Annotated in this window: 13 protein-coding genes and 1 pseudogene; 1 reads left to right on the top strand and 13 read right to left on the bottom strand. The window is 42.5% G+C overall.

The genetic code is table 11. From position 1 onward, the window contains the following. Positions 1-28 precede the first annotated feature (28 nt). The 4 genes and pseudogenes from DRW07_RS07585 to DRW07_RS07570 form a co-directional block, all read right to left on the bottom strand. On the bottom strand, positions 29-1,339 hold the full coding sequence (locus tag DRW07_RS07585) for a mechanosensitive ion channel family protein (protein WP_124027579.1): 1,311 nt from the start codon (positions 1,337-1,339) through the stop codon (positions 29-31). 76 nt (positions 1,340-1,415) lie between these two features. Then, a pseudogene (locus DRW07_RS07580) lies at positions 1,416-2,981 on the bottom strand (aminotransferase class I/II-fold pyridoxal phosphate-dependent enzyme); the annotation flags it as partial. Further along, complete coding sequence (locus tag DRW07_RS07575; RefSeq protein ID WP_124027277.1) at positions 2,978-3,169, bottom strand: hypothetical protein; 192 nt, start codon at positions 3,167-3,169, stop codon at positions 2,978-2,980. The pseudogene DRW07_RS07580 and the gene DRW07_RS07575, both read right to left, overlap by 4 nt. Positions 3,170-3,230: 61 nt before the next feature. Continuing rightward, a complete protein-coding gene (locus tag DRW07_RS07570; protein WP_124027276.1) occupies positions 3,231-4,820 on the bottom strand; it encodes a Na/Pi cotransporter family protein in 1,590 nt (529 codons plus the stop codon). A 204-nt stretch (positions 4,821-5,024) separates the two neighbouring features. On the opposite strand from DRW07_RS07570, the gene DRW07_RS07565 reads away from it, so the two are divergent. Continuing rightward, positions 5,025-5,528, top strand: a complete 504-nt coding sequence (locus DRW07_RS07565) for a hypothetical protein (protein WP_124027275.1) — start codon at positions 5,025-5,027, stop codon at positions 5,526-5,528. Positions 5,529-5,534: 6 nt separating this feature from the next. Here the strand turns inward: DRW07_RS07565 and DRW07_RS18465 are convergent, their stop codons facing one another. From DRW07_RS18465 to DRW07_RS07520, 9 genes are all read right to left on the bottom strand, one after another. Continuing rightward, positions 5,535-5,651, bottom strand: a complete 117-nt coding sequence (locus DRW07_RS18465; protein WP_240630538.1) for a DUF1003 domain-containing protein — start codon at positions 5,649-5,651, stop codon at positions 5,535-5,537. Positions 5,652-5,681: 30 nt separating this feature from the next. Beyond that, the gene (locus DRW07_RS07555; protein ID WP_124027274.1) at positions 5,682-6,101 is read right to left on the bottom strand and encodes a group I truncated hemoglobin; all 420 of its coding nucleotides are present in this window, start codon (positions 6,099-6,101) and stop codon (positions 5,682-5,684) included. Positions 6,102-6,103: 2 nt separating this feature from the next. Then, positions 6,104-6,883 (bottom strand): DUF3034 family protein, encoded by a 780-nt coding sequence (locus tag DRW07_RS07550; RefSeq protein WP_240630554.1) that lies wholly within the window; start codon positions 6,881-6,883, stop codon positions 6,104-6,106. A 62-nt stretch (positions 6,884-6,945) separates the two neighbouring features. Beyond that, a complete protein-coding gene (locus DRW07_RS07545) occupies positions 6,946-7,611 on the bottom strand; it encodes a methylamine utilization protein (protein ID WP_124027272.1) in 666 nt (221 codons plus the stop codon). A 116-nt stretch (positions 7,612-7,727) separates the two neighbouring features. Then, positions 7,728-8,558, bottom strand: coding sequence for a pyrroline-5-carboxylate reductase (gene proC / locus DRW07_RS07540; RefSeq protein WP_124027271.1), 831 nt, complete (start codon positions 8,556-8,558; stop codon positions 7,728-7,730). A gap of 3 nt (positions 8,559-8,561) precedes the next feature. Further along, positions 8,562-9,809 (bottom strand): glutamate-5-semialdehyde dehydrogenase, encoded by a 1,248-nt coding sequence (locus tag DRW07_RS07535; protein WP_124027270.1) that lies wholly within the window; start codon positions 9,807-9,809, stop codon positions 8,562-8,564. Next, complete coding sequence (proB, locus tag DRW07_RS07530; RefSeq protein ID WP_124027269.1) at positions 9,806-10,909, bottom strand: glutamate 5-kinase; 1,104 nt, start codon at positions 10,907-10,909, stop codon at positions 9,806-9,808. Before proB ends, DRW07_RS07535 begins: the two co-directional genes overlap by 4 nt. An 11-nt stretch (positions 10,910-10,920) precedes the next feature. Continuing rightward, positions 10,921-12,408, bottom strand: a complete 1,488-nt coding sequence (gene putP, locus DRW07_RS07525; protein WP_124027268.1) for a sodium/proline symporter PutP — start codon at positions 12,406-12,408, stop codon at positions 10,921-10,923. A gap of 334 nt (positions 12,409-12,742) precedes the next feature. Further along, on the bottom strand, positions 12,743-13,345 hold the full coding sequence (locus tag DRW07_RS07520; protein ID WP_240630537.1) for a mechanosensitive ion channel family protein: 603 nt from the start codon (positions 13,343-13,345) through the stop codon (positions 12,743-12,745). Between the last annotated feature and the right edge of the window lie 5 nt (positions 13,346-13,350).

Genomic DNA, 13,350 nt, shown 5'->3' with positions numbered 1-13,350 from the left:
TTATATCACCACACAAGCCGTTTAAAAGTTAATCACCTTTATTGTCTTCATTTAAAATTCTGACTTCACGTTGCGGGAATGGGATCTCAATGTTGTGCTCACGCAGCGCTTCAAAAATCATCAGCAATAAATCGCCGCCCACACGATTTTTTCCGTCATCAACACCCATCATCCAGAACTCTACAAACATATTCACGCCACTGTCTCCAAAACTGTCAATTTCACAGTCAGGGCGCTCTTCAAAGGGAATATCTTCACCACTGATAACTTGTGGGTGCTCGGCAACAACGGCCTTTATTATATCTACCAGTTCTCTGATATTTGTCTTATAAGCTACCGAGAAATCGACTCTAAAGCGCTGCTTTAAGTCTTTGTGTGACCAGTTTACAAACGTTTCTGAAATGAACTTTTCATTTGGCACCATGATAAATTTGCCATCAAACGTTTCCATGGTGGTATACCGCATGCGAAATTCACGAACATAACCTTTGGTACCTTCATCGAACTCAATGTAGTCATCAACCGTTATAGAACGGTCGAGTAAGATGATTAATCCAGAGATGAAGTTGGAGGCAATAGACTGCAATCCAAACCCTAAGCCTACACCGACTGCACCGCCAAATACGGCAAAAGCGGTTAAATTAATGCCCATTACATTTAGCAAAATAAGGACAACAACAGTGAAAAGTGCCACTTCAAGCAGCTTTACTAACACTTCTTTAGTTTGAATATCCAACGTGGGCTGCTTGCGAATGACTTCTTTTCCAAACCGATTGGATGCCCTGCCGCACCAAAATAAAAACAACGCAAAGATAAATACCCTGGCCAGCCCATAAGCGGAAACGCTGATATTTCCTACTTCAAGCTTAATTCCTTCTAATACCAGGATAATGGCCGATAATACATCTATGAGGTGCAGAAAAAGAAGGGGTAACGCAATCCACTTAAAGAGCCTTGCCAGCGCCGCATTCGCCACAAAACGGGTAATGATCTGACTGAGGAACACCAGCATAGCCACACTGAGTGCAAACTGAATTAGCCAGTTGGAGTACTCAGTTTCCTGATAGTACTCATACAAAAACTTCATGCCTACAATGGCAACCAGTGGAAAGATGAGTTTGTGAATATCAAACGCTAGCTTTCTCATAGGATGACTGTTTTGTTCTGCGGCGTCACGTACCCAACTAAAGCGCCTTCTTATCTGATAGGCTATAGCAAAGGCGATAAAATACACCGCTAATATACTGCTTACCTGAATATAGGTTTCGGTAGATGATAGCAAAAGGCCTGCGCGTTCACTGACGTTGTAAAAGGCATTTTGAAGTTCTTCGATTTGCATCATATAAATAGTGCCTTAGGCATTAACTTCTCGCTGTGATATTCCCATTGAATACGGCTTTTGCCTAGTAATTTTATTAGCTAACTTGCACATACAGATGACTGTCATGTAAACCCTGGATAGTTACTTTCTGTTTCATCAATGAATAAAGGTAGTCGATGTGTGCCTTTTCTACTAATTGGCCGGGCACGAGAAGTGGGATACCAGGTGGATACGGCGTAATAAGCCCTGCGGCCACCCTGCCCTCACTTTCATGTAAAGGCAACAACTCACGCTCAGCGAAAAACGCATCAGCCGGTAAGGTAGTCAGTGTAATGGGGGGAATTTCTTGTGGTAAGGGTTGTAGCGTTTTGCTTTTGCGCAAAGAAACGTGCCCACTGTCGAGTTTATTTAACGCATTAAACAAACGAATTAATTTTGATTTTGACCCTCCAAAGGTAAGCAGCACCAGTAACGTACTGTGCGTAAATTTCTCAATTTCCAAGCCTACTTCATCCATTAAAAAACCATGGATAGCTTGGTTTGAGTAATCTAGTTCAGACACATCAATCAATATCTTCAAAGGATCGTGACCTATATTGTCCTGGCTAAAATGCGTGAACATACCTGCAAAATTCGCTGTATCCAATATTCGAATGCGGGTAAACTCCTTCGCTTTATGCTTGAGTTCATCCACATGCTGAAGGAGTCTGCTTATAATACTAAATCCCTCCATTTCGAGCTGCTTTCTACAAACGTCCAGTGATGCAATTAACTGATATTGCGGCGATGTACTGGTGTGAATTGCATACACTTCTTTAAAGAAGTCTTTGTCAAATTCAGGATCATTCACATGAATATACGAAGCCTGACTAAACGCTGACACAACTTTGTGCGCGGAATGGGTTACATAGTCAGCGCCCGCTTCTATCGCGGAATAAGGCCTGTAGCGTGGATGGAAACCAGCATAAGCAAACCAGGCTTCATCAATGAATACTTTTACACCGTAACTGTGTGCCGCCTCTACAACCTGTTTTAAATCTGTGAGCAGACCATCATAGGTACAGCCAGTAAGTACAACCAGTTTTGCGTCTTGGTTGTCGTGGAGCAATTGGCGAAGCTGTTGCAAAGATGGCGGTGCAAAAATGCCATAGTCCGGGTTGAACATACTGTCTAGATAGAGCGGCATGGCTCTGGCCTGGATAACACCATAATGAACCGACTTGTGGCAGTTTCGGTCAACAATGACCTTGTCACCTTCTCTTAACAGTGTTTGCAGGACAATCTTATTCGACGTAGACGACCCATTAGTAACAAAGAAGCTTTCTTTAACACTAAACGTATTGGCAACTAATTTTTGTGCCTGACCAATACAGTTGGAACTGTCTGACAATGAACCCAATGAGTCTACACTGACGGACAGATCGCTGATAAAAGTGTTACGGCCATAAAAACGATAAAAATCATTAATATAGGGCGAGTTCCTAAAGCTAGCTCCGCCGCTGTGGCCCGGCGTATGCCAAGAATCATTCGTTTCTATCGCATAGCGCTTATAAGCAGTCCAGAAAGGCGTTTCACATCGATCGTCAAAGTCGTTGATGATGTAGCCAATTACTGAATCGGGTTCCTTTTCAACTTCACTGGTAGAAAAGAAACCTTCTATAACACCACAGTTTGCACGTCACCGTTAGCCTGCAAGACTTCATCTAGGGATGTAGGCAGTATACAAGATATCATCAGTTGCATATCAGTGCGTTCTACTCGCGCCATTGCTTGCTTTAGTGATTCACTATAACGTTGCTGCTGCGTCTCACAGACCAGCAGCAAGGTTAAACAGGGGACATCAGACATGTTGAGTTCCATTTTTTGAAATTGAGTTTATTTTTTGATGTTCCTTTGCATCAACATAAAATTATTGTTCTGTTGAGTTTTTTGAACTGATTTTATGGAAGTTTAAAAGTTTGTCTTTTAATCGCTGAGAATAGGTTACAAAGTTAGTTAATGCGCCTGCATCTTTCCTATTTGTATCGGCAAGCAGCAATAACAGTTTTCTTTGTGCCTGATTAAGGTTGCGCTGTAATTCTTTGGCCGCTTTATCAATGTCGCTGCTCTTGGACTCATCATGATGCTCTCTAATCAACGCAAACAAACTGAGCGTATCATTGGAAAGCTCCCTTATCAAAACTACAATATCACTGCGTAGTTCAATAAATTGTGAGTCGATTATACGTTTGCAGGCAAACAAATCAGCAATGGAGTCATGGATTTGGAATAAATAATCGTAGCGATTAATCCGGTCAATGACCACTTTGGATTGTTCTTCTTCGTTTACTTTGCTTACAACTGTAGTGAAATAGCTTACATATTCTTTTTCTAGGAAATTAGTGTATTCAATACGCTTTTGTGCAGAATCATGTATACCTTTGTAGTTTGTTTCCAGACTCAAAGTTACCTGATTGTAGTTTTCCTGTAGAAATTCTATGAGCTCTTTATTCCCGTTATCCAGTTTTTCTACAACGCGATGATAATCATCGGATTCATTGTAAGAGGGCAAAGACAACCGCTCAAAATCCATTTTACCTTCTCCTAATACTAGGTCGACAAATCGGGTAAAAGGGGTAACAAGAACAATAAATATGAGACTGGTTACTACATTAAAAATAAAATGTATATTGGCCAGCGCTAACGCAGGTTCCACAGATACTTCGCTAAGTTTATGACCGAATAAAAAAAGTATAGGAATAAATAGTAGTACCCCTCCAACATTGAACAAAAAGTGACAGAGTGCTGTCTTTTTAGCGGCTATATCCATTCCAAAGACGGCAATCATAGCCGTTGCCGTTGTGCCAATATTGGCGCCCATAATCAAGGGTACGGCATTTTCTAAACCTAATATTCCTTGTTGCGTGAAAATTATTGCCAATCCAGTAGTGACGGAACTGGACTGCACCATGGCTGTAAATAAACAGCCGACCAATATAGCAATTAATGGGTTTTGTGGTTGTGTTAGCAAAGCAATCAGGTCAGGGTTGTTTTGCAATGGAGCCAACGAGGATGAGATTAGATTTAAACTGAAAAAGACAAAGCCAAAGTAAAAAATCGCTTTACCAAAAATTGAAAACCGATTTCGTGTTAATGACAAAAAGAAACCAAGAATGATGATCAGAGGCGCAAACGCAGTCAACTTAAAGGCGACTAATTGGGCTGTAATCGTTGTTCCGACATTAGAGCCAAAAATAATCCCAACACTGTTTTTAAACGTTAAAACACCCGCGTTCACTAGGCTAATTGTAATAACTGAGGTTGCTGAGCTTGATTGAATAACAGCGGTAACCAAGGCTCCGATGACTACACCCACAATAGGTAAACGCGTGGCACTTCCCAATGACTTTCGAAAACGTTCGCCTGAAATATTTTCTATTTCACGAGAAAAGTTCTCCAGTCCAAATATAAAAAGGATAACGGCGGTCATACCCGCCATCGCAATGGTCAGATTTTCCATGTGCGTCTCACCAACCTAAATAATGCCGATTTGTTCGCTTATGAAACAGCATAAATACGTCTTTGCAGTTGTGCAATTTTTGGAATGGAAATTTTTGATTTATATCACCTTTTTATGAATAAGAGGCCAGTATAGTAGAATAATTTGTTGCAAAACAGCATACTATGTTTGACATAAATAGACGCCAAAATTGCAGGTTTCACGTTGAATCACTCACAAACGGAAAAGCTAGTCTTGGAAAGGCAGGCCGCTGAAGTGTTTGCCCGTAGCTATTCAGCGCAGTTTAATTGTGACTTCAGTTTTGTGTCTCATAACATGCCAAAAAAGCCTGATGTTACCTGTAAATTAGGAACTGAGATCATAGACATTGAAATTGCACATCTCTATGGCTCTCAAGCCGAAGCACAACACCTATTGGGTAAATCGCTGAGTAACAAAACCATTGAGGAGCTTATTTGCCTAGAGTTGACCAGTGACCCCACAGAAAGGTTTGTCAGTGCCCTTAATCGTATATTACTGAATAAATCAGAAAAGACCTATGACAGTAAACGAGTATGGCTTGTTATCCGCAATGCTAACCCAAATTGGACAAGGAATGCTGTCCTTAATAATCTGGAGAAGATTCAGGTACCCTCACAGCACTGCTTTGAACAGGTGTGGTTTATCACAGATGTTAATGGCGACGATGGTTTAATAAAGCTTTATTAAGCCTGTCTATTTTGCGACATCGTAATAATTGGCGCTTGTAATGCAGCCAGCGATGAAAGGGTATGGGTCAAAAGCCGTGTCAGATGCCAATAAAAATGCATTTATACCCATCCACACCAACATGTTATTCGCTCCTATTCAGCACGCCTTTCGTTACAAGTAAATAATCTCCTTACGGGTGGGAGCCATAACAGCAAGTACTTTGTTTTGCGTGGCATGAGGCACCCCGGCTTTTGTCATGGCATTAATAAATAAATCTACGCCACGATTAAAGTCAGATTCCGTAATATTCATACCCGTATGCACGTCCACCATACTGTCTCCAGTATATTCACACGGACCGTCTGTTAACATACACACATGCTCTATGAGCTTTTCCCGAAAGCGATTGACATTAGAGTCTTTAAAATATTCAAACAGGGTCTCATCGAATTCTATTTCGGCAATAAAGTTATCTACGATTTCTACAACTTTTTTTTCCCCACCAAGTTCCTGATACAACGTAGGCGGTGTCGTTGCACAAGCTTGAAGTAATATCACCCCCAAAAAAACACAGAATTTGATTGTCTTCATGATCATAGTTGCCCACTCAATGATAGATAAAGTCCGCGCTGCTTCTCAGCGCCTGCGATAGTGCCTAAATCAGCCCATGCCGCCGTAATACTAAATTGCTTGCTCGGAATATAACTGATGAAAAAATCCTTCCAATTGGATTCACCTAACCCGAGATTATCCGGTTTTTGTCGATACTCAACGCCAACTGCTAAGTGTCTGGACAAAAGCACAGCGGCTGTTCCTTCAACAACGAGCTCATAGTTATCTTGATTAGGCCCACCAAAACCTAATATGCCTAATTCATTTGCTTTTGTCGCTCTTGCACTGATATTCCAAAGAAAGTTATAACCAGCAACTGCGCCTAAGTGAACCTTGGTGGCTGCCAGATATATATCCGTACCGCTCGTTTTTTCCGCGCCCAATGCGTTTGCTATTGCCTTGTCTTCGAGTGATTTATGCAATACGCCCACACTAACTTGCGGCCAATCAGAATATACAACATCGCCATATAACCGATATTTTACGCCAATAACATTTTGTTTTATTTCGCCACCTAAAGTCTTTAGGTCAAACCTATGCTGTGTGAGGCTGACTTCTACTCGATCGTAAAATGAGGCGCTAACTCCAAACGCATCAAGGCGATAATCATCAACGTCAACCTGTGTGGCCATAGCATTGAAGGCAACTTCCTCCCGACTGTCATACCCAGCCAGTGTTGCCCAAGGCACGATGCCGCCACCGCCTGCCCCTTCTACTTGCATAAGGCCTGCTGTTCCAATTAACTTTCCCTCGGCTGCCATAGTATTAAAGGAGCCGGAAATTGCTATAAGTGCATAAACCGCACTTCCAAATAATCTTATTTTCATTGTTCTGATACCTTAAAGCGCTTTTTACCACCAAATGTGTTTATGTCGGTGTCTTCTTCCTGCTCTGGCAACAACGTTAAAACAACTGTTTGTTGGTTATTCGTCGGGTTCGGAGTAAATGTGTTCTTTTGCCGAAAGCCTTTATCGGCGGATAGCCTTGGATGCCACAAGTGAAAATGACTACCCATGACAGCCAACCTGGCAACACCGTTTTCGTCAGTTTTTGTGATGATTTCGTTGTCTCCGACGTAAATAAAGCCCACCATGCTGTCGTGAATGTTGCAGCCAATGTCTACTACACCTGATTTTTCAAACAATACGGGGGCTGCGTTAACGCCTTTGTACAATCCAATCTCGAACTGCTTGGCGTCAGAAAAGCTGTAGACATGATGCCTAACATCGTCGCTGTTAGGAAAATTTACATATTGGCCTTTGTTAATTGTCAGCACATAAGGTACGAACCTTCTGTTTATCTGATCCATAATAGCGGGCTCGTCCGGTGGAACCATGTCTTTATTGCTGGGTGTGCTTACCACAACACCTGAGATAGGCTGGCCATTCTCATCTACCACACGAACCGTGGTGCTGTTAGCATAAGCATTTGTATGAATAATCGCGTTAAGAAGAAAAAAAGAAACGTACTGAACAAGGCTGCGTGTCAAAACACCCGTCTCCCGCAAATTGGCATATCATTACTACACTATATATCCAATATGAGTGCAATGATAAACGATTGTTTCTTTCATCAATGCGATGAAGCCGCCTCACAGCAAACACTTCAGTAATTTAAGTATTGTTCATCTGTTTTGGAGGCTGCAGACCGCATTGCGCTGGCTACGACAGCTTCCAACTCTTGATTTTGTAAGGCTTTAACGGCGTCGGCTATTGTACCGCGAGATGAAGCTACATCACCACGCAACTCAGAAAACGACTTATCGGATTGTTCTGCCATTGAAATCGCACCTAATGCGCTTTGTAACACAGAGTCCTTCGCCATTTTCTTTGGTAGTCCTAACTTCATGGCTTCTTTTTCCATGGCCTCCATGAACATGAACAGGTATGCAGGTGCACTCACGGCAGAAGCCACCAAAGCAGACATCATTTCTTCGTTTTCAACCCACACTGTTTTACCTATAGCACGCATTACTCTGTTTGCCAGAGCTACATCGTCTTCTTTCGCGTCTTTTGGCATATACATACCAATAAGCCCTTTGCCCAGCGAGCTGGGTATATTTGGCATCGCACACACCAAGCTCCGATACCCGCCAAGCAATTCCGAAATAAGCTGCCAAGATACCCCTGTACAAACAGAAACTATCAAAGGTTGTCCGGAACCACTCTGAATACTGCCCGATAGGTCGAGGCATGCTTCTATTACGTGATGTGGCTTAACCGCGACAATAACAACATCTGCAAAACTTATGGCATCGCTATTTATTGACGATGTTTTCACTTTATAGCGCTCTGCAAACTGTTCTCGGGTAGTAGCTGAAGGTGCACAAACAAGTAAGTTTGTGCACCTGTGTCCTGAGTTAATCAAACCACTCACCATAGCATCGGCTATGTTGCCGCCGCCGATAAAAGCAATTTTACATTCAGGATTTAACATTTTTTATTCTCTGATCTGGCCGTCACCGGACACTAAAAACTTTTCAGCAGTTAGCGATTCAAGTCCCATCGGTCCATAAGCGTGGAGCTTTGTCGTGGCAATACCAATTTCAGCACCTAGCCCTAATTGAGAGCCGTCAGAAAAACGCGATGACGCATTTATCATAACCACCGATGCATCGACTGCACGCTGAAACAACTCGCCGGTTTCTTTGTTTTGTGTGCATATCACCTCAGTGTGATTACTGCCAAACTCTGAAATGTGATCCAGAGCCGTTTCAAAATCACTGACCACACGGATTGCAATTTCTAAGTCCAGGTACTCTTGACCGAATTCGCTTTCTTTAAGTAGATTTGCCGAGGGGAAGTAGCCAATTGCTTTCTCGCAGGCGTTAACTTTCACACCTCGTTTTTCTAACTCAGCTTTAGCCATAGGCAAAAATTTCTCGGCAATGGCCTGATGAACTACAAGACATTCTAAGGCATTGCAGACACCCGTACGCTGTGTTTTACCGTTAACAAGCAAATCAATAGCTGTATTCAAATCGGCTTCATGATCAACATACAGATGACATACGCCTTTAAAATGCTGAATGACTGGTACTTTACTATTTTCAGTTACATAGCGAATTAAACCTTCTCCACCTCGAGGAATAATAACATCTATATAGTCATCTTGTTCCATGAGCTCTTGCATTAGCGCGCGATCGGCATCAGGAACCACAGTAATAAGTTGCTCAGGCAGACCATGCTCTGAAAGCACATCTTGTAATAGCGACGCAATCGCTTTACTGGTTTGAAGTGCTTCTTTTCCACCCCGCAGAATCACCGCATTACCAGATTTAAAACACAATGCACCCGCATCGGCAGTAACATTAGGACGGGCTTCGTAAATCATGCAAACCACGCCTAACGGCACACGCATTTTGCTTATTTCAATGCCGTTAGGGCGTTTATCGATAAAGCGGCTTTCACCCACTGGGTCTGGCAGTAATGCAATCTCTTCAATACCTTGCGCCATCGCTTCTATGCGTTCAGCATTTAATGTCAGCCGATCCAGCATAGCTTCAGGTAAATTGGCACTCTTGGCGTCGAGCACTTCATGAGTATTTACTTTAACGATAAATTCAACGTTGTCCCTGATCTTTTGCGCCATCGCTTTAAGCACAGTGTTTTTAAAGTCTTTATCGACTAGAGCCAGTGTTTTGGCTGCCTGCGCTGTATCTTTAGCTAGTGTTTTAATTAAGCTCATGAATCCTCCAATATTGCGATATTCTTTTCTGAGATGATAGGCCCGGTTGAATTCTGAAAATCTGCCGGTAAGTCTTTATCATCCTGGTCTGCTAAAAAGCTCAGCAGACAACTACTGTAATTCGATTTAGCTTTGGCGATTTTAGTACCGTCCGTCGTTCTGACTAAGATGGTATCGCCTACTGAGAAATTACCTTCTACCGAAATTAAATCTGCACTGGTTAATTGCTCAGTATTGTTTTTCAGTTCAGCCTCAAATGACTCTTCAACCACCACTTCACCTTGTGCTTTAGACGTGTGCGTTAGCCAATGCTGATGTTCCTGCATTGGCGTCTCATAAGGCTGAAAGTGCGTGCCCGGATTTTTACCCTGAAGTAACAAATTAAATGTTAATTCTGTAAAGCCATTCACGATAAATGTGCTAATGCCGTCTGAGGTTGCTTTTTCAGCTGCCTGAACTTTGGTCTTCATGCCCCCCGTGCCCACTGCACTGGTCGCACCGCCAGCCATGGCGTAAATATCATCGTCAATCTCATTAACCCACGATAGCAATTGTGCATCATCGTGCTCATGGGGGTTTTTGTCATATAAACCGTCTACATCTGAGCAAATGATCAATGCGTCAGCGTCAGAAGCTGAAGCCACCATTGCAGATAGATTATCGTTATCACCCACTTTTAAACGGTCCGTTGTGACAGTGTCATTTTCATTGACTACTGGCAGTATGTCGTTTTCTAACAGTGTAGAAAGCGTTTTTTTAACGCTGACATAGCGGTCACGGTTTCTTAAATCTGCATGGGTTAGCAAGATTTGTGCAGTGGGAAAGTCAAATAGCTTATCCCATGTAGCCATCATTTCTGTTTGACCTGCTGCTGCCATGGCTTTTTTGACTGACACACTAACAGTATCGTCTTTAAACAAGTGCGCACCAGCAGCGACGGACCCTGAAGAAACCAGCACAACTTCAATACCTTGTGCACGGCACTTTACGATAAATTGCGCTATTCCCAGCAGATAGTGACTGCTACAACCATTATTATTAGGGGCAATGAGTGCACTACCTACCTTTACGACAATTCGTTTCCAGTTAAAACTGTTCATTATATTTCCCACTAATATTGTTCTGATAAAACGCGAGAAGATTCTTTAAAGACATCTCGTGCGCGCTCGTTGGCACTTTTGTCCAGTAGTGAAACACTCCAGATAGCCAAACTACTAAGAATGAACCCAGGTACGATTTCATATACCACTGAGCTGATAGTTTCTCCGCCATTTAAAACCGGTGCATAGATACAGAATATGACGGTCACTGCGCCCACTATCATGCCGGCCAAAGCTGCACTGTGTGTTAAGCGTTCGCTGTATAGACTAAATAAAATGAGAGGACCAAATGCGGCACCAAAACCGGCCCAGGCATTGCTCACTAATCCCAAAATTGAGTTATTGCTATCCAAAGCGAGAAGCATCGCCACTATCCCTACGCCAAATACACCTGCACGACTTATTAGCACCGCTTTTTTTGCGTCAGCCTTGTGTTTACTAAAATGACTAAAAATATCTTCTGTTAATGAACTTGCCGACACCAGTAATTGTGACGAAATTGTGCTCATCACAGCCGCGAGAATCGCAGCAAGCAGAAAGCCAGTTACCAATGGGTGAAATAAAATGTCAGTGAAGACAATAAAGATAGTCTCTGGGTCACTTAACGACATGCCTGTTTTATTTACATAGGCAACCCCCACTAAGCCAGTTGCCAAGGCACCGACTATGGTCACTGTCATCCAGCTCATACCGATATTTCTTGCCACACTAACAGCCGCCACCGAACGGATTGCCATGAACCGGACAATGATATGAGGCTGACCAAAATAACCTAGACCCCAGGCAAGACTCGAAATAAGCCCTATCAAGGTAAGGCCTTCCCACGTTGCAGCAATGGTTGGAATGGATTGATAAGCACTGTCTGCCATCTCTCCTACCCCGTCGAATTGTTGAAAAGCAACAACAGGAACGATCACTAATGCCAGAAACATGATACAGCCCTGAACAAAGTCGGTTAGGCTCACCGCTAAAAAACCACCTAGTAATGTGTAAGAAACGACCACGACGAGGGTCACAAGAACACCCAGCTGATAATCAACACCAAAAGCGGAATCAAACAATTTGCCGCCAGCGACAAGTCCCGCTGAGGTATACAAAGTAAAAAAGACGATAATGATAATGGCCGAAACCAATCTCAACGAGCTTGCCTTGTGGCCAAATCGTTGCGATAAAAACTCCGGGATGGTCAACGAGTCACTTGCTACTTCGGTGAACACGCGTAATCGGGGCGCTACCAGCAGGTAATTAGCAAGCGCACCTAAAACAAGCCCTATCGCAATAAAGACAGCGTCGAACCCCATTACGAACATCGCACCCGGTAAGCCCATTAACATCCATCCGCTCATGTCGGAGGCTCCGGCAGACAACGCGGTAACTTGTGGACTAACATTACGTCCACCTAAAAGATAATCAGATACATCGCTTGTTGACTTTCTATATGCAAAAAGCCCGATACACAGCATGACGACAAAGTACAGGCCGATTGAAATAAAACTCATGGGACTCCCATTTAGTTAAGTTGTCACTAATTATTAATTAGAATTATATTGATTAGAGCACGAACTATTATATGGGTTTGAATCGCTAATATCAAAGGTGGTGCGGCTTTTAGCGGTGCAACGCTAAAATTCGTATAAAAATGTTTACGATATGAGCGTTTTGTAACATAGAGATACATTGACGCAACATGTTTGATTATGATTAGTTTACGGGTTATTTTTGGCTTTATTGAATAAGTTAAATTTCATTCAAACAAAGAAGCTTTTCATGGCGAGAATTTTCGGAGCATTTGAATGTGCTCGTCACAAAGCTTGTACTCAAGCAATTACACCACTAGTCGGTTTTTTGCGTGCCCGACGATAATTTTTCTGTGACCTTCCCTATTACGTGCCACTGAATATTTGGATTAATAATAGTAGGTCGGGTAAGAATAAGATTGTTGGGATAGGCAATTTCTTCCTGATCTTTAGTGATCAATCGCGTTGTAAATAAATTTATATCGCTGATATACCCCTCCATATAGTTGTCGCCGTCAATGATGCGAATAAAGTTACCTTTGCTGTAAGAATTTTGAAATAGCAATACAAAATATGACGTGATATTGCTCAGCAAAGACCAGCTAGCAAATAGCGCGACCCCGGTGAGTGTGATAATGGACGTGGATAACACCAACAGGCCGCTAAAATCGACGCCCCATATAATGAGCAAAATAGCAACAGTGATAATGCCAACAAATAACCTAGCTGTGTGAAACGTTTTACTTCTCGCCTCTTCATTCAGCTTGCTTTTCTCCACTATTTTGCCCACTAGCGGTATGAGAAGTCTGCTCACCACCATAAAGCACACCAGTAATATGACGGTAAACAAGATATTGACCAAGTAGTTTTCTGCCCAAGCTGACAGAGATGGCCAAAATTCGTTTACAATTTCATTCACAATCA

It is taken from the genome of Paralteromonas sediminis (assembly GCF_003820355.1).
Lineage (GTDB): Bacteria > Pseudomonadota > Gammaproteobacteria > Enterobacterales > Alteromonadaceae > Alteromonas_F > Alteromonas_F sediminis.
Note: the sequence above shows the minus strand (reverse complement) of the source record. Positions and strands in the feature narration are given on the sequence as shown.